Origin of the sequence: Catellatospora sichuanensis, from assembly GCF_007483665.1 — a bacterium.
In the GTDB taxonomy this organism is placed as follows: Bacteria; Actinomycetota; Actinomycetes; order Mycobacteriales; family Micromonosporaceae; genus Catellatospora; species Catellatospora sichuanensis.
The window spans coordinates 148768-170064 of the sequence record NZ_ML660190.1 but is presented as its reverse complement, the minus strand read 5'-3'; the positions used below and the strand labels follow the sequence as shown (position 1 = coordinate 170064).

Sequence of the window (21297 nt, the reverse complement as noted above, 5' to 3'; positions counted from 1 at the left end):
CCTTTCCGGAACGGGTCAGCGTAGGTGCAGCAACTGCATGGCGCGCACCGCGGCGGTCAGTGCGCGGGCGTAGCGGGCCTGCCCGGGGCCGGCCGGCGGGGCGAGGTTCAGCCGCTGGTGGGCGATGGTCTGCGAGGCGGTGTAGGCGAGCAGCCCGGCCGTCCCGTGGCGGCGGCCGAGCCCGGACGACCTCATGCCGCCCATGGGCGCGTCATGCGAGGCGTACGCGGCCGCGTAGCCCTCGTTGATGTTCACGGTCCCGGCCCGCAGCCGCCGGGCCAGCGCCCGCGCCGCGCCGTTGTCCCGGCTGAACACGGCGGCGTTGAGGCCGTACTCGGTGTCGTTGGCCAGCGCGACCGCGGCATCGTCGCCGGGCACGCCGAACACGGCCACCACCGGCCCGAACGTCTCCTCGCGATACACCGCCATCGCGGGTGTCACCCCGGCCAGCACGGTCGGTTCGTGGAACAGCGGGCCCAGGTCCGGGCGCGCCGCGCCGCCGGCCAGCACGACCGCGCCGCGGGCCGTCGCGTCGTCGAGGTGCCGGCGGACCGTGGCCAGCACCCGGGGCAGGCTCAGCGAGCCCATCTGCGGGCCGTAGTCCAGGTCGGCCGCCAGCCGTAGGCCGCGCACCAGCGGCAGGAAGCGGTCCAGGAACGCGTCGTGCACGCTCTCGTGCACGATGATGCGCTCGGCGGACAGGCACAGCTGCCCGGCGCTGGCGAAGCAGGCCCGTACGGCGGCCTGGGCGGCCTGGTCGAGGTCGGCGTCGGCGCGTACCAGCAGGGAGTTCTTGCCGCCCAACTCCAGCGAGCAGCCGATCAGCCGCCGCCCGGCACGGGTCGCGATCGCCCGGCCCGCGGCCGTGGAACCGGTCAGGCACAGGTGGTCCGCGCCGTCGAGGATCGCGTCGCCGATGTCGGCGGGCTCGCCGGTGACCTGCTGCCACACCCCGTCCGGCAGGCCGGCCTCGGTCATCAGGTCCCGGGTCCAGGCCGCGGTCCGCGCGGTCTGGGTGTCCGGCTTGTGCACCACCGCGTTGCCGGCCAGCAGCGCGGGCACGATGTCGGTGACGGCGAGGGCCAGCGGATAGTTCCACGGCGTGATCACGCCGACGACGCCGAGCGGGTGGCGCACCTCGACCGCGTATGTCAGCAGCGGCAGCGCACCGCCGCGGCGGCGGGGCCGCAGCAGCCGCGGCGCGCGGCGGGCGTAGTAGGTGCTGACCAGCGCCGCGTCGAGCACCTCCTCGTGTGCGTGCAGCCGGGCCTTGCCCGTCTCGCGCTGCACCAGGTCGAGGATCTCGTCCTGGCGGCGCAGCAGCAGCGCGGCGAAGCGGCGCACCGGCCGGGCGCGCTCGAGCGGCGGCAGCGCCGCCCAGCCGACCTGGGCCGCGCGGGCCCGGGCGTAGGCCAGCGCGACGTCGTCGGCAGTGGACTGCCGCACGGGCGGGAGGGGCTCGCCGGTGAGCGGCGCCAGCGGAACGGCGTCGGCCCCACGGCATACAGGGGTGCCCATGCGTGCACGGTAGCCGTTCGCGGCGCAAACGCAAGAGGTCGCCACATTTAGCCAGGTCAACGCAAGATAAATCAAGCGCGCTTGACTTTTATTGACGTGGTGATGAGGGTGGACGCCGTGCTGAACCTCGTGACCTCGACGGTGGAGCGCGGCGTCGCGACGCTGACGCTGGACTCCCCGCACAACCGCAACGCCCTGTCCGCGGCGCTCGTCGCACAACTCGGCGATGCGCTGGCCGCCGCGGCGGCCGATCCCGGCGTGCGCGCCGTGGTGCTCACCCATACCGGCCGGGTCTTCTGCGCCGGCGCGGACCTGACCGAGGCCGCCGGCGGCGGTATCGCCGAGGGCACGGCGCGCCTGCTGGGGTTGTTGCGCGCCATCGTCGAGCTGCCCAAGCCGGTGGTGGCGCGGATCGACGGCCAGGTGCGCGCGGGCGGGCTGGGCCTGCTCGGCGCGTGCGACATCGCGCTGGCCGGGCCCACGGCTGGATTCGCGTTCACCGAGGCCAGGCTCGGGGTCGCCCCTGCCGTGATCTCGCTGACCACGCTCACCCGGATGCCCGAACGCGCCGCCGCCCGCTACTACCTGACCGGCGAGGTGTTCGACGCCGCGGCTGCGGTCGCCTGCGGTCTGGTCACCCAGGCCGGGGACGATGTGGACACGCTGCTGGCAGAGGTGCTGGTGGGGCTGCGTGCCGCCTCACCGCAGGGACTGGCCGCGTCGAAGCTGCTGACCACGGCGGCGGTGCGGCGCGCCCTGGACGAGCACGGGGCGCGGCTGGCCGAGGAGTCGGCGCGGCTGTTCGCCACGGATGAAGCGATCGAGGGCATGACCGCGTTCCTGCAGCGGCGCAAGCCGTCCTGGGCAGCCTGACCTGCGTATCGATATGTTGGCATAAATCATTTCTTGTCCCGTCAGGGGAAACGGTGTTCCACTGTGCGAACCAGATTCCCTCGATGAGAGGAACATCGATGTTCAGACGAGCGATCCTCGTACTGGCAGTGATCACCGCCGCGGTGGCGGGCGTGGGTTCGCCCGCCGCGGCCGACAGCTCCACCCCCGGTGCGTACGCCGTGGGTTATGTCGACGCCTCGGTCAGCGCCTCCGGGCGCTCCTTCAGCGCCCGGATCTACTACCCGGCGGCCGCCGCGGGGCAGAACGCGGCCGTGGCCGCCGGACGCTTCCCGGCCATCGCGTTCGGACACGGCTTCCTGCAGGGCGTCAGCAAGTACTACAGCACCATGCAGCACCTGGCCTCCTGGGGCTTCGTGGTGGCCGCGCCGACCTCGCAGGGCAGCCTGTTCCCGAGCCACAGCGCTTTCGCCGACGACCTCAACGCGCAGCTCACCTGGCTGGTCGCGCAGGACACCACGGCGGGCTCCCGGTTCAACGCGCACATCGTCACCACCAAGCTGGGGCTGTCCGGCCACTCCATGGGCGCGGGCGCGAGCGTGCTGGCCGCAGCCCGCAACCCCGCGGTCACCACGGTGGCCAACCTCGCCGCCGCGGAGACCAACCCGTCGGCGGCCACCGCCGCGGCTTCGGTGCGGGTGCCGATGATGCTGGTCGCGGGGGAGAGGGACGGCACCGCGCCGATCGCGAGCCACCAGCGCCCCATCTACCAGGCCAAGCCCGCCCCCAAGCAGCTGCGCACCATCGTCGGCGGCTTCCACTGCGGCTTCATCGACTCCTCGTCGGTCTTCTGCGACAGCGGCACCATCAGCCGGGCGACCCAGCTGCAGATCACGCGGCGGGTGCTGACCGACTGGTTCCGCTACTACCTGGCGGGGGACACCACGGCCTACAACGCCGTCTGGGGACCCGGCGCGACGAGCGACCCACAGGTCGTCTTCGAGGGCGTCGCCTAGGTGAGCACGGGGGGTGCCGGGTGCGGCCGCCGATCGCGGATCGCACCCGGCACCACCGCCGGTTGTCCGCGCGGCCGGAGCAGGGCGCGGCGGGATTCAGACTCGGCCCGCCGCGTAGACGCGCGCGCCGAGGTCGGCCAGCACAGCGTTCGCCGCACGACGGCCGGAGACCAGGGCGCCCTGGATCGAGCTGGTGTCGCGGTGGTCGCCGCACACGTAGCGCCCGTAGCCGTGGCGCACCGGGCGGCGCATCCGGTGCGGTGCGGGCATCGCCGGCAGCGCGTGCGGGATGCGGTACGCGTCCAGGAACTGCCAGCCGTCGGTCGGCACCTCGTACAGCACGGACAGCCGGGCTCGGATCGCCCGTTCCAGCTCGTCGACCGGTGTGGCGGTGTCCAGGGTGGACGTCGCGATCAGTGCCCGGCCGTCGGTGGCATACCCGGCCGCGGCCGCCGTGAGCACCACGGTGTTGGTCAGCAGGCCGCCGCTCCCGGGGTCCACGGTCAGCATCGGATGGGCGGACGGAGCCCCGAAGCAGGCGTGGTAGAAGGTGGTCACCCCGTGCCAGGCGGGTGCGCGCAGGCCGGGCAGCAGTGCCGCGGCGGCGGCCCCGTCCGTGGCCACCACGACGGCCCGCGCGACGATCTCGTCGCCGCCGTGCACCGCCACGCCGTGCGGGGTCAGCCCGTCGACCCGCGCCCCCGTGTGGATCGTCCCGGCGGGCAGCCGGGCCGCGAGCAGCCGGGGCAGGGCCTGCATGCCCCGGGCGGGCACGGCCGCGCCGCCGCGCAGGAACATGCGCCACATGAGATGGAAGAAGCGGCCCGAGGTGTCGAGCCGGTCCTCGAGGAACACCCCGGCCAGGAACGGGCGCAGCACCCGGTCGACCGTCACCGGCGACAGGTCGGCCGCCTTGAGTTCGTCGAGGGTGGTCAGGTCGGGTTGGCGCAGCACCGCGGCGGTCGAGCCGAGCGTGTCCCGGGCCGCCAGCTCGACCAGCGTCAGCCCGTCGGCGGGCGGCACCAGTCCGGCGGCCAGCGCGAGGGCCGCGGTCGGGCCGGGACGCAGGTGGTGGGTGCGCCCGCCCCAGTGCACCGCGAGTCCGCGGGTGAACGGCCGCAGGTGCAGGTCGGCCAGGTCGCACTCGTCCTGCAGCGCCGGGTACGCCGGGCAAAGGGTCTGGAAGCCGCGGTCCAGCAGGAAGCCGTCGACGGTGTCGGTGCGCACCCGCCCGCCGATGTCGTCGGCCGCCTCCAGCACGGTCACCCGCAGGCCTGCCTCGGTGATCCGCCGGGCGGCGACCAGGCCGGCCAGGCCTGCGCCGACGACGGCCACGTCGCAGTGTTCCGCCATGTCCTCAGGCTAGGCCGCCGCACCTGCGGCGCAGCGGGTTTCGCCGGAGTGCGTCGATCGATCGCAACATGGTTCCTCTAGCGAAACGCCGTTTCCCGTACATAGGATGCACGGCACCGGGCCGGACCGCCCGGTCGAGCCCTGGAGGTCAGGCACATGGCCGCACCCGTCGTCGACGAGCAGGTCCGCGAGATCGCCGCGTATCCGGGGCGGCCACCCGTGCGGGTCACCCGCGGCCGCGCCGCCCCGTTCGGCTGGTGGCCCGCGGTCTGCATCGCCCTGGTCGCGCTGATCGACCGGATCGAGTACAACCTGCTCGCCGGGGCGCTGCCGGCCATCCAGCGCGAATTCGGGTTCGACGACGGTGCGGCGGGCGCCATCGCCACCGCCGGGGCGATCGCCGCGGTGCTCCTGCTGCTGCCCGCCGGGCGGCTGGCCGACACCGGGCGGCGCACCTGGACCGTGGCCGCCGTGGTCGCGGTGTGGGCGCTGCTCACCCTCGGCACCGGCCTGGCCGGCTCCTACGCCATGCTCTTCGGGGTGCGGGTGCTGCTCGGTGCGGCCGGTCAGCTCTACAACCCGCCGTCGTCCAGCCTGCTCGGCGACCTCTACCCGGGGCCGAGCCGGGCCCGCGCCTACGGCCTCGAACGCGCCGCCTACTTCGCCGGCCTGCCGATCGGGGTCATCGCGGGCGGGGCGCTGGCGAAGGCGTACGACTGGCGCACCGGCTTCTTCCTCGTCGCCATCCCCGGCGCGGTCATCGCGGTGCTCATGCTCACCGTGCGCGAGCCGGTCCGCGGCGTCGGCGACCGCCTGAGCTCCTGGTACGCCGACCCCGCCGGGGGCACACCGGCCCAGCGGTCGCCCGCGGTGCCGGACGGCTCGACGGCTGCCGTGGCGGAGGCCACCGGTCCGGCCGGCGGGGCGCCGGAGGCAGGCCCTGCGGTCGCGCCCCGGAGCGCGGGAATGTCGGGACTGGTCACGCAGGTGCGTGAGCTGTGGGGGATCCGCACGCTCCGTTCCGTGGTGAGCGGGCTGAGCATCCTGTTCTTCGGGTTGGGCGGGCTGTTCTTCTGGATGCCGTCGTTCTACCAGCGCGAGTTCGGGCTCGACGAGGCCGCCTCGGCCGCGGTGGGCGGCGGCGCGGGCCTGGTCGGCATCCTCGCCGGCATCGGCCTGGGCAGCTGGCTCGGCGACCGCGGGCACGGCCGCCGTCCAGGCTGGCGGGTGCTGCTGGGCGGCTGGTCGTTGCTGTTCGGCACCGTCGCGCTGGCCGGGGCGGTGGCGGTCGGCCCGTTCGTGCCGCAGGTGGTCTGCTTCGGACTCGCCAACGTCGGCTTCGCCGGGGCGATCGCGAACCTGACGGCGGCCAACGCCGACGTGGTCGCCGCGTCCCGGCGTGGCCTGGGCTTCGCGGTGCTCCAGTCGGTGATCACCCTGGGCGGCGCGCTCGGGCCCTGGCTCATCGGCGAGGCCTCGGACGCCACCGGCTCGCTGCGCCTGGCGTACGCCGTGGTCATCGCGCCGCTCGTGGTGGGCAGCCTGATCGTGCTCCGTGCCTGGCGCAGCTACGACGCGGACGCCGCCGCCGCACTGTCCACACACGACGTGCACTGACCTGGAAGATCGCTCGACTTGCCGGGCAAGGGGGCGTATGGGCGTGCAAGATACGCACACCTGCCGGGCAAGTCGGACGATCAAGGCCAGGGGATCCTGGTGAGATGCGGCGGCCTCTGCTGACCTGACCCCGCCGGGCCCGTCCTTGTCTTCCCCGGTCGGGCCCGGCGGCGTCAGCCGCGTTCGAGGACCAGCAGGTTCTGCGCGGTCACCACGGCGACGGCCAGGGTCTTGTAGCCGACCTGGTCGAACAGGACCGTCATCCGGTCCTTCTCGTAACCGAGCACCATGCCGGTGCCCCAGTCGGCATGGCGCACCGTGCTGTGCAGCGGATACGGCAGGCCGTCGTCGGGCAGCACCTCCGAGGTGCCCTCGTGGCAGCTGTCGCAGTGCCCGCAGGTCTGGTTGAGCTGCTCGCCGAAGTAGCCCAGCAGCGCCTGCACCCGGCAGCCGCGCATCTCCGCGAACCGGCGCATCATGTCGGTGCGCGAGCGCTGGCCCGCCTGGTACCGCCCGTGCTCGGCGATCGCGTCGCGGGCCGCCTGATCGGGCAGCGGTGCGAAGCGCGGCACGCTCAGCTCGCCCTTGTTCCCCGTTGCCACCGCGCCGACCTGCTCCAGCAGGCTGAGGTGCGCGGCGAGCTTGCGGGCGGGGTAGCCGGTGGTCTTGGCCAGGGCCGTCTTGGTGATCGGGCCGCTGTGCAGAGCCGCGGCGACGGTGCGCAGCTCGGCGAGGTCGGGCGCGCCGCCGTTGAAGAAGCGTTGCAGGGCCACGTCCTCGGCCCGGTGCAGCAGCAGCGCGTGGGCGGGGTCGCCGTCGCGGCCGGCCCGGCCGATCTCCTGCAGGTAGCTGTCGGGGGAGTCGGGCAGAGCCATGTGCACCACGAAGCGGATGTTCGGCTTGTCGATGCCCATGCCGAAGGCCGACGTGGCGACCATGATCGGCACCCGGTCGGCGAGGAACGCCTCGTGCGCGCGGGCGCGCACCCCGGCCGCCAGGCCGCCGTGGTATGCCGTGGCCTCGTGACCCGCCTCGTTCAGCCGCTGGGCGAGTTCCTCGGCGGCGCGCCGGGTCGCCACGTACACGATGCCCGGTGGGGTGGCCTCCTCCAGCAGCTTGAGCAGCCGCCGCCAGCGGTAGTCCTCGCTGGGGCAGTGGGTGGCCTCCAGGAACAGGTTGGGCCGGTCCAGCCCGGTCAGCACCACCTTGGGCTTGCGCAGCCCGAGCCGGGCGATGATGTCCTCGCGCATCGGCGGCGAGGCGGTGGCCGTCAGCGCCACCACCGGCGGGCGGCCCAGGGCCCGGATCAGGTGCCCGATGGTCAGGTAGTCGGGCCGGAAGTCGTGGCCCCAGGACGAGATGCAGTGCGCCTCGTCCACCGCGACCAGCGCCGGGCGCAGCGCCTTCACCTCGGCCATCCGCTCCGGTGAGCTGAGCTGCTCGGGCGTGATGAACAGGAAGCGCGCCGTGCCCGCCCGCAGCTCCTGCAGGGCCGCGGCCTGCTTGGCGGGTGTCTCCACGGAGCTGATGCGCACCGCCCGCAGGGCCGGGTTGCCCCGGTCGTTGAGGTTGGCGATCTGGTCCTGCTGCAGTGCCAGCAGCGGCGAGATGACCACCGTCGGTCCCTTCAGGAGGGACGCGGTGACCTGGTAGACGGCCGACTTTCCGCCACCGGTGGGCAGCACCACCACCGCGTCGCGGCCGCGCAGCAGGGCGCGCATGGCGTCCAGCTGCGCGGGCCGCAACCGATTCCAGCCGAAGTGGTCACGGGCGGCGCGACGCAGGCGCAGGGAGCGGAATAAGAACATCATCGCCGCGACTCTAACCAGTTCCGCCGACATGCAAACGTCATCGGGATGCCGTCCGTAGACGCGTATGGATGAAGATCAGCTATCGACAGCGCCCGTGACCAGGTTCGCTATCGCGGCGGCGGCCTCTGGCAGATTTTCGTCACCGGGGCAGTCGGTGAACGTGACGATGACCGTTCCGTCGCCGCCTGTCCGATCCACGGTGACGGAGTACTGAAAGGCGTCGGCGCACTTGGTCGGCGCGGTGGGGCGGGCGGCCTCGGCGTCCAGCCGCGGGTCGGCGGCGAGGGTCTGCAGCTGCTCCCGCTCCGAATTGGTCAGTTCGCCTGATTTGCGGGTTCTGGCGCGGTCCGTTGCGGTCCAGGCGCCCGTCGGGTCGACCGTGATCTGATCGTCGACGCCGGCGATGCCGCCGGTGCGGTGCACGACGACCGAGGCCGGACTGGGCGAGACCTCGGCCCCCGCGCTGGGCGAGGCGCCGGGATCCGGGGGGCCGGGCGCGCAGGCCGTGGTGAGCGACAGCAGTGCCGCCAAAGCGGCGAAACGCAGTGCGGTCATGTGCCCTGAGACGTCCCGGGTCGCGGGTCGGTTGCCTGCCGGCGGTGCTCCATTCATGTGTGCCAGTCTATGCGGCCTGGTGGGCCACCGGGGCCGGCGACCATGGCCTGCACTCCGACCCAGTCCGTCGCATCCATCAGCAGCTGTGCGATGCCCGCGGCCACCGGGGGCGCCGCGGCGTCCGGGCATTCGGCGTATCCGATGGTGACGTTGCGGTCCGGGTGCACCACGTACACCCAGACCCGGAAGGCGTCCGGGCAAACGACCGGCGGGTGGCTCTGCCGACCCTCGTCCCGCAGGCGCGGATCGGCGAGCAGCGCCGTCAGCTGCGCCTGCTGCTGCGAGGTCAGCACGCCGGTCGCCTTGTCCCGGCCGCCCCGGTAGGTGCGCCACGAGCCGTCGGGCAGCACCATCGCACTCTCGTCGCGGAAGGGCCGTCCCCCGTTGCGGACCACGTTGATGAGCGCGCCGTGCTCGACGGGGTCGGGTTCGCGCGCGGCGTGCTCGACGCCGGAGCACGCGGCGAGGACCGGCAGCAGCGCCGCGATCACAACTGCCGGCAGAGACCGGCGGCCGGGACGGAGACCGTGCGGCCGGGTGGATGTCGATGAACGGTGCACACGGGGCAATCTACTCAACCGGGCGACCGGGCGCGCGCCTGCGACACGGCCGAGTCCCGGGCGGGCGGCCGGCAACCGGGCCGATCAACCGGACAGACCGGCGCGTGCCCGCAACGCGGCCAGGTCCAGCACGGTCACCGACATCCGGCTGGTGCGGATCCAGCCGGCGGCCCGCAGCACGCCCAGCGCCTTGCTGACCGCCTCACGGGACGCGCCCACCCAGCCCGCCAGCTCGTCCTGGGACAGCGGCAGCGCGATGGCGATCGCGTCCCCGTCCGGGCGGCCGAACCGCTCGGCCAGCTCGACCAGGCGCGCGGCGACCCGGCCGGTGCTGTCCTGCGCGCCGAACTCGACCCGCTTGCGGTCGGCGTCGCGCAGCCGCTCGGTGAGCAGCCGCATCAGCAGAAACGCCACCCGGCCGTGGGCCTGCAGGTATGCCTCGAACTCCGGCAGCGCCATGACCAGCGCGGTCACCGGCTCCAGCGCGGTCAGCGTGGCAGAACGCGGCGCGCGGTCGACCGCCGACAGCTCGCCGAGCAGCGCGCCGGGTCCGCGTACGGCGAGCACGACCTCGCCGCCCGCGGCGGTGTGCGAGGACGCCTTGACCCGTCCGGCGCGCAGCATGGCGACCCAGTCGGAGCGGTCGGCCTCCCGGCACAGCACCTCGCCCCGGCTCCACCGGCGCAGGGCGCTGCGCCGGGTGAACTGCTCCTGCTCGGCGGGGGTGAGCAGGCTCCAGAAATCACCGCTCACGCCCTCTCCTCGCTGCGCTCGTCGGCGGCATGGGCGGGGGCCCGCACCGCGGTGTGCATCCCCGTGACGGCGTATGCGCGTACCGTGGCGATCCGGCCCTTGACCGGCAGGTCGCCCAGCGGCTGCACGATGATCGCGCGCCCGGCGGCCAGGCGGGTCGCCTCGCCGATGACGACCTGGCCGGGCTCGGCGAGGGTCTGCAGGCGGGCCGCGACGTTGACCGCGTCGCCCATTGCGTTGAAGCCTCGCAGCTGCTCACTGCCGATGTTGCCGACCAGCGCCGGGCCGGTGTTCGCACCGACCCGGAAACGCGGCCAGTCGGGGTGCCCGGCGGCGATCGCGTCGACCCCGCGCTGCATGGCCAGTGCCGCGCGTACGGCCCGCAGCGCGTGGTCGGGCTGCCGGGCCGGGGCGTTGAACAGCGCCAGCAGCGCGTCGCCCACGAACTGCACCACGGTGCCCCCGTTGTCGAGGATCGCCGGCACCGCGACGCCGTGGTAGCGGTTGAGCATCCGTACGATCTCGGCCGGTTCGACGCCTTCGGAGAACGTCGTGAAGCCGCGCAGGTCGGCGAAGAGCGCGGTCACCTGGACCACCTCGCCGCCGAGCGCGGCCTGGTCGGGGTCGGCCAGCAGCGCCGCGGCCACGTCCGGCGACAGGTAGTGCCGGAACAGGGTGCCCAGCGTGCGCGACACCTCCCGCTCGGCCGACAGCGCCGCGGCGGCCCGGTCGAGCACCGCGGTCTGGCCCTCGGTCAGCCCGAAGCGTTCGGCCAGCCGGGCGGAGACCGGCCCGGTGGCCGCCCCGGTGCGCTCGCGCTCCTGCAGCGCGGTGACCAGCTCCTCCAGCGCCGCACCGTATTCGGCGCGGATCGCGCGAGCGGTCTGGTCCAGCGTGATCGCGTCGAACAGGCCTGCGCTGCCGCCCTCGCGGCCGTACTGCACGTAGGCGCTGTACGCGACGAAGCCGAACGCGAACGCCAGCAGCAGGTGCCACTCCCACCAGGACAGCTGCCACTTGTACGCCAGCAGCACCGCCACGCTCGACTCGGCCAGCAGGGTGAACGCGGTGACGATGCTGATCAGCATGGCGGCGGGCTTGCGCCGGTGCATGGCGAAGTAGCGCAGCGCGGCGACCAGGTAGAGCACGACCGTGGCCGCGGTGACCCAGGCCATCGCACCCTGCACGTCGCGTGGGCCGGGCCGGGCGCTCAGCGGCGGCAGGTCCAGCAGCTCGATCACGCCCCAGCCCAGGATCAGCAGCCACAGTCCGAGTTGGAGCCAGGGCCGGGCCCGCAGCACCGCCGCGCCCCGGGCCCCCTCCAGCGGCAGCGACGAGACCAGCGCGAACACCGACGCGACGGCCAGGCCCACGGGCTGTGACATGTCGAAGCCGACGGTGGGGTGATGCACCAGCACGCCGGGCGTGGCCAGTGCGTGCAGCAGCAGGAAGCCGGCGCTGGCCAGGAACGCCAGTGACACCAGCAGCAGCCGCGCGTCGGCCCGCTTGCGTGCCACGGCCGAGATCCGCAGGCCCAGCACCACGTTGACCGCGGCGACCACCAGCACCAGCCAGAAGTGGCTGTGCGCGTCGTGCCAGGAGATGTCGGCGCCCGGCACGGCCAGCAGCAGCCACAGCCCCGCCATCGGCAGCGCCAGATGCAGCAGCCAGACCAGGGCGCGCACCGGCTGGACGGCGGGAGGGAGGAAGGGCCGCGACACGCCGACACCCTACGCCCCGCGACACCGCCGCAGAACTGTCGCGAATCCGCTGTGTGGACTAGTACGCAGACCGCCGCCCGCATCCGCGGTTGGCTGGACCCGTCGCCGGTGCTGTGTCCGGCGGCGTTAGGAGCTGACCATGAAGCGCAACGGACCTCTGCTCACGCTGCTGGCCGGACTCGCGCTCGCGGCCGTGCTGATCACCGTGAACCTGACGGTCACCGCACGCGGCGGCGACGACCCGGACCCGGTCGGGTTCGGCGCCGCGCCGGCCACGACCGCGCCCGCCGAGTCCGCGCCGCCCGCGGCCCCGCCTACGGCGGACGCGTCCCCGGCTGCGCCCGCCGCCAAGGTGAACGCCGTCTGGGCGGGCACCGTCGACGGCGGCGGGGCGACGATCGCGATCTCGGTCACCGACGGCGTCGCGGTGGCATACCTGTGCGACGGCAAGAAGGCCGAGGTGTGGCTGCAGGGCACTGCCGCGGACGGCAAGCTGACGCTCACCGGCAAGAAGGGCGCCACCCTCACCGGCACCTTCGGCGGCGGCAAGGCCACCGGCACGGTCACCGCGAACGGCCGGAAGTGGACCTTCACCGTCAAAGCGGTCGCCAAACCGTCCGGCCTATACCGTGCCACCGCGACCGTACGCAACGCCAAGGTCGTCGGCGGCTGGATCGTGCTGCCCGACGGCAGCCAGGTCGGTGTCGTCACCGTCGACGACGTGCCGCAGCCGGCACCCGCGATCGACCCGGCCACCGGGGCGGTCACCGTCGACGGCGCGGCGCTGACCGCCGAGCCCGTCACCGGCGCGCTGACCACGAACTGACATGGACGAGCGTCGCCGACAACTCGTGGCCGTTCGCGCCACCGGCAAGCAGGAAGGGAAAAGGGCATGAGCGAGCAGTGCGAGCGAATCGGCAGGCTCGGTGATGCCGCCGACGAGCGCAGCGAGGAGAAGGCATGAGCGAGCAGACCAGGCGCACCAGGGTCTCGGCGGCAGGGCTGTACGTGCCGCTGCTGCTCGGCGCGGTGGTGACGGTGACCCTGGGCGTTTACGGCAGCGTGCACACCCCGACCGGGATCGCGGTGAACGTGGCCGGCTTCTCCGGCCCGCAGACGGTGAAGGTGTGGCTGGCCAGCGGGGCGGCGCTGCTCGCGCTGGTACAACTGGTCAGCGCGTTCGCGATGTGGGGCAAGTTCGGGTCGCGGGTGCCGTCCTGGATCGGGACGCTGCACCGCTGGTCGGGCCGGTTCGCCTTCCTGCTGACGGTGCCGGTGGCCGTGCACTGCCTGTATGCGCTGGGCTTCGCCACCTACGACACCCGCACTCTGGTCCACTCGCTGCTGGGCTGCTTCTTCTTCGGCGCGTTCACGGTGAAGATGCTGAGCCTGCCCAAACGCGGGCTGCCCGGGTGGACCCTGCCGCTGCTCGGCGGTGCGGTGTTCACCCTCCTGATAGGACTGTGGCTGACCTCGTCGTTCTGGTACTTCACCACGATCGGGGTGCGTTTCTGATGCGGGAGACCGAGATGCACGACGACACCACCACCACCACCACCACCGGCGGCTGCGCGGCCGGCTGCGCCTCACGCCGGGCCGTGCTGGCGGGCGTGGCCGGGGCGGCCGCCCTGCTGGCAGGCTGCCAGACCTACGGCGAGAACACCGCGGCCGAGCCGCTACCGACCGAGCCCGTCCCCGGCACGACCGGCCCGGCACCGGGCACCACTGGCCCCGGCGCCGCACCGGGCACCACGGGTCCCGGCCCCGCACCGGGCACCACGGGTCCCGGCGCCACCGCTGCGGCCCCGCCGAAGGCCAAGCCGCTGGTCGAGGCGGGCAAGGTGCCGGTGGGCGGCGGCGTGGTGCTCGAAGCCGAGCGTCTGGTCGTCACCCAGCCGCAGCAGGGCGTGTTCAAGGCGTTCTCCGCCGTCTGCACCCACCAGGGCTGCATCGTCACCAGCGTCGCCGACGGCGTCATCGAGTGCGGCTGCCACGGCAGCCGCTTCCGTGCCGCCGACGGCTCCGTGGCCGGGGGCCCCGCCAACCGCCCCCTCCGCGAAATCGCCGTCAAGTCCGACGCCACCGGCGTCTTCCGCGCCTGACCTCAAGAAGGAAGGCACCTTCTTGTCGTTGTCGGTGGGAGGTAGACGGCGCGGGGTGATGTTGAAGGGCTGCTGGTTCGTGCGCCATGATCGTGTGATGGCCGTACCTGATCTGCTGCGCGAGTCTTGGCACGATCCTGTCTTCTGGGCGCGTTATCAGTTCGCGCACGACGACGGACCCGGCTCGGACCGGCTCGGTGACCTCGCGGACCTGCTGGCCGAGCAGGAAGCCGCACTCGACGACGAGGACGACGAGGACGAGCCCGAGATGACCGCCGTATTCGACGTCGGCGGCGGCCACCGGCTGGTGCTGGAACTCAGCCCGGTCCTCGGGTATCACAGTCTCGGCATCCAGGGGCCCGGTGACGCCGAGGACGCCTGCCTCGGCTGGGACGATCAGGCGCACTGGCACCCGTACGCGCTGCGCTGGTCGGAACTGGACCTGACCTGCCGTGCGCTGGCCGCGCGGGATCCACTGCTGCCGCACCCCGGCCCGGCCCTGGCGCTGCTGGCCCGGTTCGCCGCCGTGTTCGACGACGACGCGGCGCAGGCCGAGGCCATGGTCGACGCGGCGTTCGACTCGCTGCGTCCGGACGGCTGGCACGGCTACTGGCCGCGTGCCGCCGACTGGCTCGCGCGCGCCGACTTCCGCGGCGCGGGCGTGGTCTGGCAGCGGGACGAGAACGGAAATCAGTGGGCGCACCAGCCCGGCGGTGGCGAGCCTGAGTTTTACAGCGTCCGCACCACGCCACCCGGCAGCGGAGACTTCCCGCACGACCGGTTGCGCGCCCTGCTCGCCGCGGCCGCGGCGACGGTGGCGGTGGCGGGCAAGGACCCGGCGGGGGAGGACGGTGACGGCCACGCCCGGTAGGGAGCCGGGCGTGGCCGCGGGCCGGTCAGACGCGCGAGCTGGCGCTGACGGTGAAGCCGGTGTTCACGGCCGCGCCGGCGTTGGTGTAGCAGCTGACGTCACGGACGTACAGATCGACGCCGGCGATGGTCCACGGGAAGTTCAGCCCGCAGAAGTTCGAGTTCGAACCGGCCGCGGTGACCTGCACGGTGAGCGGCGCGAAGCCGATCTGGCGGAAGGTGACCAGGGACAGTCCGGGGCCTGCCGAGATGAGGGTGTTCGCGCTGTAGCCGAGCACCGAGTTGAAGTTGGTGAACGCCGGGCCCACCGGTGGCGCGTTCCAGAGGTAGCCGAACTTCTGCGGCGGGAAGCCCGCGCCGTAGAGCGATGCCTTCTGCTGGTACGACACCGTGAAGCGGCTGTTGACCAGCGCGCCCGCCGAGTTGAAGCAGAACACGATGACCTCTTGCTGGGCCGGGATCGAGGTCCAGTTTCGGATCTTGCAGCGGGTGCCCACGGTGCCGACGGCGGTCACCTGCGCGCTGCCGTCGATCGGCCCGCCGGAGCCGATGTTCGGGAACTTCACGCTCCACTGGCCGACACCCAGCGGTGTGACCAGGTTGCCCGCGCCGGACGCGTTGTACTGGCTGATGATCACGCCGGTGGGCTGGGTGTCCACGTAGCCGTAGGGCCCGGACGCGCCGGGGCCCGAGCTGGTGGTGAAGATGGCGCTGAACCCGCTGTTGTCGGGCACCCCGCCCACCCGGTAGCAGCGGATGATCGCGATCTCGTTGGCGCCCGACGGGCCCCAGGCCTCCGCCTGGCACCAGCGGGGTCCGTTGCTGATCGCGGTGACGTGCACGACGCCGCCGCTGAACCCCTGACCCGGGAACGTGACCTGGTAACGGCCGACGGCCAGCGGCACGACGGTGGTGGCCGCCGGGTAGGTTCCCCCGGGCACCACCGCCGCGCCGTTCCACAGGACGAAGCCGAACCGGTTGGGCACGGCAGCCTGCGAGGGCGTGCCGGCGACCAGCAGCGTGCCGAGCATGGCGACGATCCCCACCAGGGTGGAGAGCACGCGAGTCGGTCTTAGCATGTCCGATACCTTTCCGTGACGGGACGGTAACTCGATACATGCAAACATGTGGATCTAACGATCTCAACGAATCTGTCGGAACCCGACTGGCGAATGAATGCCGGCGCGCGGTCGCCGCGGCGCTACAGGTCCTCGGCGCGGTACTGCTCGACGATCCGGTAGCCCATCGAGTCGTAGAGGCGCATGGCGATCGTGTTGTGGCCGAAGACGTTCAGCCCCAGCCGGGCGTCGCCCGCCGCCGCGGTCGCCTGCTCGCCGACGAGCATCGCCGCCCGCCCGTAGCCGCGGCCCCGGTGAGCCGGGTCCACGTCCACGCCGAATACGAAGCTCATCCCGGGCAGGAATGCGTGACGCAGCCAGATCGTGCCCACCACCTCGTCCCCGGCGGCCACGCACCAGAAGGCGTGCCCGGCGGTGCGCAGTCCCTCGGGGAGCAGCTCGTCGTGCTCGGCGACGGACGCGGCCAGCGCGTCGGCGGGGGAGCGGCTGCCCGAGGCGGCCATCTCCTCGGCGTATGTCCGGATCGTCTGCTCCCGCCACGGCCCGAAGTCGGCCGGGGTCATCGGCCGTCCGGCGACCCCGGCGGGCAGGGAGACCTCGGCGGTCACCGTCTTGACCATCTGCTGCGCCCGCAGCGGGTACGCGCCGAAGAGCGCGTCGACGGCGAGGTCGCCGGGCGCGACCACCACGGCCAGGCGGCTGCCGCCGTCCGACGTGGCGCGTTCCCTGGCCCACGCCACCAGCGCGCGGCCCAGCCCTCGGCCGCGGTGCTCGGGTGCCAGCCACAGGTCGTGCAGGCTGCGCTGCTCCGGGCGGCGTGGTCGGGACCCGCCGAGGGCCAGGAAACCGGCCGTCGTGCCGCCGGCTTCGACCGCGTAGACCCGCCCGCCCGCGTCGTCACGCTGGTTGGCGAGGCTGCGTTCGACCTCCCGGTCGACCGTCGCCGGGTCGGTGTAGCACCGGACATACCGCTCCCGCAGCCGCCGCACCCACTCCGCCCGCCACTGCTCGATCTCCGGCCCGGTCGCTTCGCGCACGCTGAACATGCCGCGACCTTACGAGGACGGGCCCCCGGAACCGTCGGCGCGGGTCGACCGTTGACCACCGTGGTGCCGGCGATCATGCCGGGCGACGGCGGAAGGCAGTGGGCGATGACGACGATCGGGTTGATCGGCAGCGGGAACATCGGCGGCACCGTGGCCAGGCTGGCCGTGGCCGCCGGGTATGACGTGGTGCTGAGCAACTCGCGGGGGCCCGAGACGCTGGCCGACCTGGCCGCCGAGCTGGGCCCGCGGGCCCGCGCGGGCACCGTCGCCCAGGCCGCTGCAGCGGGTGACCTGGTGCTGGTCAGCGTGCCGCTGCACGCCTACGACAGCGTTCCGCCGGAACCGCTGACCGGCAAGGTCGTGATGGACACCAACAACTACTACCCCGAGCGCGACGGGCAGATCGAGGTCCTCGACGACGGCAGCGCCACCAGCAGCGAGCTGCTGCAGCGCCACCTGGCGGGCGCGCACGTGGTGAAGGTGTTCAACAACATCTACTTCAAGCACCTGGGTTCGCTGGCCCGCCCGGCCGGTGCGACAGACCGCTCCGCACTGCCCATCGCCTCCGACGACCCCGCTGCCAAGACGGCCGTGACGGCGTTCCTGGACGCGATCGGCTACGACGCCGTCGACGTCGGGCCCCTGGGCGCGGGCGGCCGCATGTACCAGCCAGGCACCCCGGCCTACGGCACCCCCTACGGCCCGTTCAGCGACGACCACGGCACCCCCGCCCCCGCGGCCGCCGTCCGCGCCGCCGTCAACCCCGCCTGAGAAAGGAAGGGCACCTTCACATCGCCATACGTTGTAGAAGGTGCCCTTCCCAACGCGCGGTAGGCGGTGCCTGCGGAAATCTCGGTGCGGTCGGGTTCGGCCCGTGGCAGGATCGGCCGCGTGCCCGCGCCCCACGGATTCGACTTCGCCGTACGCGCCGACGGAACCGTCGCCGTGTCACACCACCGTGCCGTGGTGACGCTGCTGCGCGGGGAGCGCGCCAAGCGTTTCCTGGACGAGGTGCGGGCCGGTGACCCGCAGGAGGTCATGGCCCGCTGGACCGGCAACTACCGGCACGGCAACGAGCGCACCGCGCGCAACCACCCGCGCAACGCGGGCCGCTGAACGCCTCGCCGGACGTGCAGCGCCAGCCGGCCGGCGGACGCCACGGCGGCCGATTCACGCGTCGCGGGTCGAACGGTTCAGGCTTGCACGCCCACGCTCTGTTCGTCGCTGTCCGCGCTGACGGTGACGGCGTCCGGCACGGCCGGCCGCGGTTCGGGGTCCGCCGTCCTGCGCCGCTTCACCAGCAGCACCGACAGAGCCGCGAAGCCGAGCACGATCAGGGGCAGGACCATGGTCGACTTCATCGCCGCGGTGAAGCCCTCGTGGAACGTGGTCAACGCGAGCTGCGCGATCTCCGGCGGGGCGCCCGCGGGCAGGTGCGCTCCGCTCTGACCTGCGCCGACCTCGATACCGCGTGATCCGGCCTCGTCGAACGCGGCGACGAACCGGTCGCGGAACGGCTCGGGCAGTGCGGCCGCGTCGGTCCGGGCCTGTGCGGCCAGGTCGACGGCGAGCCGGGCCTGGAGCAGCGCGCCCACCGCGGCGGCGCCGATGACCGCGCCGAGCTGGCGGGTGGTGTTGAAGACGCCCGAGGCGGCGCCTGCGAAGCGCGGCTCGATGTCGCGCATGGCGATGGTCTGCAGCGGCGCGAATACGCCGCCGAGGCCGAGGCCCGCGACGAGCAGGCCGGGCAGGAGGTCGCCGCGGTCAGAGCCGGCCTGCGCGGCGAGCACGACCCAGGTGAGGCCGACCGTCCACAGGGTCATGCCGGCCAGCAGCACGTACTTGCCGTGGCGGTCGGCCAGGCGGCCGGCGACGGGCGCGACGAACATGGAGATCAGTGACATGGGTGCGGTGGTGAGCCCGGCCTGCAGCGCGGTGAGGTCGAGGACCGACTGCAGGTAGATGGTGAGCGGCAGGAACAGTCCGAGCATGCCGAAGGAGACCGCGGCGACCACGGCGTTCATCACGGAGAAGTTGCGGTCGGCGAACAGCCGCAGCGGGATCAGCGGCTCCTGGTCGCGCCGGGTGTGCGACTGCCAGACGAACAGGGCCAGGATCAGCACTCCGGCGGCGATGACCATCGGGATGGTGACCGGGCCCCACACCCGTCCCCAGTCGTGCGACTCGCCCTCGATGAGGCCGTAGCAGATGCCGAACAGTCCCGCGGTGACCAGCGCGGTTCCGGGCAGATCGAGCCGGTGGCGGCGGTTGAAGCGCAGGTCGGGCATGATGACCGCGGCCATGACGAGGGCGATCACGCCGACGGGCACGTTGACGAAGAAGATCCAGCGCCAGCCCCACTCGGAGACCAGCCAGCCGCCCAGGGTCGGCCCGGCGACCGTGGCCAGGCCGGCCACGCCGCCCCAGACGCCGAACGCGGCGCCGCGCCGCTCGGCGGGGAAGATGGTGGTGATGACGGCGAGCGTCTGCGGGGTCAGCAGCGCCCCGCCGAGGCCCTGCGCGATGCGGAACACGACGAGCTGGGCCGGGTCCTGGGCCAGCCCGCAGGCTATCGACGCGACGGTGAACAGGGCGAGGCCGATCATGAACAGCCGCTTGGGGCCGTGGATGTCGCCGAGCCGTCCGGCGGTGATCAGCAGGACGGCGTACACCAGGATGTAGGCGTTGAGGATCCACAGGATCTGGTTCAGCGTCGCGCCGAGGTCGTCGATGAGGTCGGGGATCGCGATGTTCACGATCGTCGTATCCAGAAGGATCATGAAGAAGCCCAGGCAGAGCACCGACAGGATGAGCCAGGGGTTGCGCGGCGGGGCGTCGTCAGCCGGTGTCTCACCGGCCGTGCGCTGAGTGATCATGGCGCGTCTCCTGTCTGCGTCCGAGCGGGTGGAGCATAGTCCTCGAGCGATGACTTCCGCCGTACCGTCCGCCTGTCGGGGTGGCGCTGCGGATTGGTCACCGAACAGTGCGATCAGGTGTACGCAGAGTGATAAATTGACATATTCAAGGTAATGCGTAAGGTCTGATTCGACCGCTACGGGAGCCACGTAGCAGCGCGGGAGTGGGGCAGCCTGCCGCGGCTGAAGTCGAAGTCCGACCATGCGTGCGTTCGCGTGCGGTGCGACGGCCCCGGGCTCCCTCGGTATCCGCCCACGCGTGCATGGCACTCCGTACGAAGGAGTTCCCATGTCCACCACACTCGCCTCTCGGCGGCGGGCCGCACTCTACGGGCTGATCGTGGCCGTAGCCTCGGTCCTGCTGCTCACCACGGCGCTGGCGAAGATCGCCGACGCGCACGGCAACATCGTCAGCCCGGCCTCGCGCAACTACGGGTGCTGGCAGCGCTGGGGCAGCGACTTCCAGAACCCGGCGATGGCCACCCAGGACCCGATGTGCTGGCAGGCCTGGCAGGCCAACCCGAACGCCATGTGGAACTGGAACGGCCTGTTCCGCGAGGGCGTGGCCGGCAACCACCAGGGCGCCATCCCGGACGGCCAGCTGTGCAGCGCCGGCCGCACCGAGGGCGGCCGCTACAACGCCATGGACACGGTCGGCGACTGGAAGGCCCAGTCGATCGGCACCAACTTCAGCGTCAAGCTCTACGACCAGGCCAGTCACGGCGCGGACTACATCCGCGTGTACGTGACCAAGCAGGGGTACAACCCGATCACACAACCGCTGGGCTGGGGCAACCTGGAACTGGTCGGCCAGATCGGCAACACCCCCGCGTCGCAGTGGACCCCGGAGAGCGCGGGCGGCGTGTCGATCCAGGTCGGCGGCTCCGCCAGCGGGCGCTCCGGCCGGCACATCGTGTACACCATCTGGCAGGCCAGCCACCTGGACCAGTCGTACTACTTCTGCAGCGACGTGACCTTCGGCGGCGTCACGCCCAGCCAGTCGGCGTCCCCGTCGGCTTCGCCGAGCCGCCCGCCGTCGGCTTCACCGTCGCCGAGCCGTCCGCCGTCGGCCAGCCCGTCGGCCTCGCCCAGTGCGCCGTCGTCCCCGCCGCCGCCCGGTGGTTGCTCGGCGACGTACTCGCTGACCGGCCAGTGGCCGGGCGGCTTCCAGGGTGAGGTCAAGGTGACCGCGGGCTCGTCCGCGATCACCAAGTGGACGGTCACCGTAGCCTGGACCAACGGCCAGCAGATCACCAACGCCTGGAACGCTACGGTAACGACCAGCGGGTCGACGGCCACAGCCAAGAGCGTCGCCCACAACAGTGCACTGTCCGCGGGAGCCAGCACCACCTTCGGCTTCCTCGGCAGCTACACCGGCTCCGCCAACGGCGCCCCCACCCTCACCTGCTCACCCACGTGACAGAAGGAAGGGCGTCGTCGGCTCGCGTCAGCGAGACGAGCAGCAGCTC

The 21297-nt window shown here is 72.7% G+C and carries 20 protein-coding genes; 10 read left to right on the top strand and 10 right to left on the bottom strand.

Going from position 1 to position 21297, the window contains the following annotated elements; translation table 11 throughout:
* Nucleotides 1-15 precede the first annotated feature (15 nt).
* Nucleotides 16-1518 (bottom strand): succinic semialdehyde dehydrogenase, encoded by a 1503-nt coding sequence (locus tag FLL47_RS12630; RefSeq protein WP_144120682.1) that lies wholly within the window; start codon nt 1516-1518, stop codon nt 16-18.
* 102 nt (nt 1519-1620) lie between these two features.
* Between FLL47_RS12630 and FLL47_RS12625 the strand changes: the two genes are divergently transcribed.
* Together FLL47_RS12625 and FLL47_RS12620 are read left to right on the top strand one after the other, a co-directional pair.
* Entirely contained in the window at nt 1621-2391 is a 771-nt protein-coding gene (locus FLL47_RS12625) for an enoyl-CoA hydratase family protein (RefSeq protein WP_144120681.1), read from the top strand.
* A 98-nt stretch (nt 2392-2489) separates the two neighbouring features.
* Nucleotides 2490-3386 carry an alpha/beta hydrolase family protein gene (locus FLL47_RS12620; RefSeq protein ID WP_222106046.1) on the top strand — a complete coding sequence of 299 codons (897 nt, stop codon included), beginning with the start codon at nt 2490-2492 and terminating at the stop codon, nt 3384-3386.
* Nucleotides 3387-3482: 96 nt separating this feature from the next.
* Here FLL47_RS12620 and FLL47_RS12615 read toward each other — a convergent pair whose 3' ends face one another.
* A complete protein-coding gene (locus FLL47_RS12615) occupies nt 3483-4739 on the bottom strand; it encodes an NAD(P)/FAD-dependent oxidoreductase (RefSeq protein ID WP_144120679.1) in 1257 nt (418 codons plus the stop codon).
* 156 nt (nt 4740-4895) lie between these two features.
* Between FLL47_RS12615 and FLL47_RS12610 the strand changes: the two genes are divergently transcribed.
* Nucleotides 4896-6356, top strand: a complete 1461-nt coding sequence (locus tag FLL47_RS12610) for an MFS transporter (RefSeq protein ID WP_144120678.1) — start codon at nt 4896-4898, stop codon at nt 6354-6356.
* 173 nt (nt 6357-6529) lie between these two features.
* Here FLL47_RS12610 and FLL47_RS12605 read toward each other — a convergent pair whose 3' ends face one another.
* From FLL47_RS12605 to FLL47_RS12585, 5 genes are all read right to left on the bottom strand, one after another.
* Nucleotides 6530-8167: a RecQ family ATP-dependent DNA helicase gene (locus tag FLL47_RS12605; RefSeq protein WP_144120677.1), complete on the bottom strand. Its 1638-nt coding sequence runs from the start codon at nt 8165-8167 to the stop codon at nt 6530-6532.
* Nucleotides 8168-8242: 75 nt separating this feature from the next.
* Nucleotides 8243-8698, bottom strand: a complete 456-nt coding sequence (locus FLL47_RS12600; RefSeq protein WP_144120676.1) for a protealysin inhibitor emfourin — start codon at nt 8696-8698, stop codon at nt 8243-8245.
* A 77-nt stretch (nt 8699-8775) separates the two neighbouring features.
* On the bottom strand, nt 8776-9273 hold the full coding sequence (locus FLL47_RS12595) for a hypothetical protein (RefSeq protein WP_144120675.1): 498 nt from the start codon (nt 9271-9273) through the stop codon (nt 8776-8778).
* Between the two features lie 153 nt (nt 9274-9426).
* Nucleotides 9427-10095, bottom strand: a complete 669-nt coding sequence (locus FLL47_RS12590) for a Crp/Fnr family transcriptional regulator (RefSeq protein WP_144120674.1) — start codon at nt 10093-10095, stop codon at nt 9427-9429.
* Entirely contained in the window at nt 10092-11741 is a 1650-nt protein-coding gene (locus FLL47_RS12585; RefSeq protein WP_144120720.1) for an adenylate/guanylate cyclase domain-containing protein, read from the bottom strand. Before FLL47_RS12585 ends, FLL47_RS12590 begins: the two co-directional genes overlap by 4 nt.
* Before the next feature lie 214 nt (nt 11742-11955).
* Here FLL47_RS12585 and FLL47_RS12580 point away from each other — a divergent pair, with 214 nt between their 5' ends.
* From FLL47_RS12580 to FLL47_RS12565, 4 genes are all read left to right on the top strand, one after another.
* The gene (locus tag FLL47_RS12580; RefSeq protein ID WP_144120673.1) at nt 11956-12642 is read left to right on the top strand and encodes a hypothetical protein; all 687 of its coding nucleotides are present in this window, start codon (nt 11956-11958) and stop codon (nt 12640-12642) included.
* Between the two features lie 134 nt (nt 12643-12776).
* Nucleotides 12777-13331: a DUF6529 family protein gene (locus FLL47_RS12575; protein ID WP_144120672.1), complete on the top strand. Its 555-nt coding sequence runs from the start codon at nt 12777-12779 to the stop codon at nt 13329-13331.
* Nucleotides 13331-13918, top strand: a complete 588-nt coding sequence (locus FLL47_RS12570) for a Rieske (2Fe-2S) protein (protein WP_246157853.1) — start codon at nt 13331-13333, stop codon at nt 13916-13918. Before FLL47_RS12575 ends, FLL47_RS12570 begins: the two co-directional genes overlap by 1 nt.
* A 97-nt stretch (nt 13919-14015) precedes the next feature.
* On the top strand, nt 14016-14789 hold the full coding sequence (locus FLL47_RS12565; RefSeq protein ID WP_144120671.1) for a hypothetical protein: 774 nt from the start codon (nt 14016-14018) through the stop codon (nt 14787-14789).
* A gap of 25 nt (nt 14790-14814) precedes the next feature.
* Here FLL47_RS12565 and FLL47_RS12560 read toward each other — a convergent pair whose 3' ends face one another.
* Nucleotides 14815-15867, bottom strand: coding sequence for a hypothetical protein (locus tag FLL47_RS12560; protein ID WP_144120670.1), 1053 nt, complete (start codon nt 15865-15867; stop codon nt 14815-14817).
* A gap of 122 nt (nt 15868-15989) precedes the next feature.
* Nucleotides 15990-16913, bottom strand: a complete 924-nt coding sequence (locus FLL47_RS12555) for a GNAT family N-acetyltransferase (RefSeq protein WP_144120669.1) — start codon at nt 16911-16913, stop codon at nt 15990-15992.
* 105 nt (nt 16914-17018) lie between these two features.
* Between FLL47_RS12555 and FLL47_RS12550 the strand changes: the two genes are divergently transcribed.
* Nucleotides 17019-17684, top strand: a complete 666-nt coding sequence (locus FLL47_RS12550; RefSeq protein WP_144120718.1) for an NADPH-dependent F420 reductase — start codon at nt 17019-17021, stop codon at nt 17682-17684.
* A 120-nt stretch (nt 17685-17804) separates the two neighbouring features.
* Nucleotides 17805-18029: a hypothetical protein gene (locus tag FLL47_RS12545; RefSeq protein ID WP_144120668.1), complete on the top strand. Its 225-nt coding sequence runs from the start codon at nt 17805-17807 to the stop codon at nt 18027-18029.
* 77 nt (nt 18030-18106) lie between these two features.
* On the opposite strand, the gene FLL47_RS12540 is transcribed toward FLL47_RS12545, so the two are convergent.
* Nucleotides 18107-19789, bottom strand: coding sequence for a DHA2 family efflux MFS transporter permease subunit (locus FLL47_RS12540; protein WP_144120667.1), 1683 nt, complete (start codon nt 19787-19789; stop codon nt 18107-18109).
* Between the two features lie 328 nt (nt 19790-20117).
* Between FLL47_RS12540 and FLL47_RS12535 the strand changes: the two genes are divergently transcribed.
* Nucleotides 20118-21248: a lytic polysaccharide monooxygenase auxiliary activity family 9 protein gene (locus FLL47_RS12535; RefSeq protein ID WP_144120666.1), complete on the top strand. Its 1131-nt coding sequence runs from the start codon at nt 20118-20120 to the stop codon at nt 21246-21248.
* Nucleotides 21249-21297 lie beyond the last annotated feature (49 nt).

Bases quoted from the DNA above. Each gene is read 5' to 3' on its own strand.
- FLL47_RS12630 (WP_144120682.1), bottom strand. From the start codon at position 1,518: ATGGGCACCCCTGTATGCCGTGGGGCCGACGCCGTTCCGCTGGCGCCG.
- FLL47_RS12625 (WP_144120681.1), top strand. From the start codon at position 1,621: ATGAGGGTGGACGCCGTGCTGAACCTCGTGACCTCGACGGTGGAGCGC.
- FLL47_RS12620 (WP_222106046.1), top strand. From the start codon at position 2,490: ATGTTCAGACGAGCGATCCTCGTACTGGCAGTGATCACCGCCGCGGTG.
- FLL47_RS12615 (WP_144120679.1), bottom strand. From the start codon at position 4,739: ATGGCGGAACACTGCGACGTGGCCGTCGTCGGCGCAGGCCTGGCCGGC.
- FLL47_RS12610 (WP_144120678.1), top strand. From the start codon at position 4,896: ATGGCCGCACCCGTCGTCGACGAGCAGGTCCGCGAGATCGCCGCGTAT.
- FLL47_RS12605 (WP_144120677.1), bottom strand. From the start codon at position 8,167: ATGATGTTCTTATTCCGCTCCCTGCGCCTGCGTCGCGCCGCCCGTGAC.
- FLL47_RS12585 (WP_144120720.1), bottom strand. From the start codon at position 11,741: ATGGCGGGGCTGTGGCTGCTGCTGGCCGTGCCGGGCGCCGACATCTCC.
- FLL47_RS12580 (WP_144120673.1), top strand. From the start codon at position 11,956: ATGAAGCGCAACGGACCTCTGCTCACGCTGCTGGCCGGACTCGCGCTC.
- FLL47_RS12575 (WP_144120672.1), top strand. From the start codon at position 12,777: ATGAGCGAGCAGACCAGGCGCACCAGGGTCTCGGCGGCAGGGCTGTAC.
- FLL47_RS12570 (WP_246157853.1), top strand. From the start codon at position 13,331: ATGCGGGAGACCGAGATGCACGACGACACCACCACCACCACCACCACC.
- FLL47_RS12565 (WP_144120671.1), top strand. From the start codon at position 14,016: ATGGCCGTACCTGATCTGCTGCGCGAGTCTTGGCACGATCCTGTCTTC.
- FLL47_RS12560 (WP_144120670.1), bottom strand. From the start codon at position 15,867: ATGCTAAGACCGACTCGCGTGCTCTCCACCCTGGTGGGGATCGTCGCC.
- FLL47_RS12555 (WP_144120669.1), bottom strand. From the start codon at position 16,913: ATGTTCAGCGTGCGCGAAGCGACCGGGCCGGAGATCGAGCAGTGGCGG.
- FLL47_RS12550 (WP_144120718.1), top strand. From the start codon at position 17,019: ATGACGACGATCGGGTTGATCGGCAGCGGGAACATCGGCGGCACCGTG.
- FLL47_RS12540 (WP_144120667.1), bottom strand. From the start codon at position 19,789: ATGATCACTCAGCGCACGGCCGGTGAGACACCGGCTGACGACGCCCCG.
- FLL47_RS12535 (WP_144120666.1), top strand. From the start codon at position 20,118: ATGTCCACCACACTCGCCTCTCGGCGGCGGGCCGCACTCTACGGGCTG.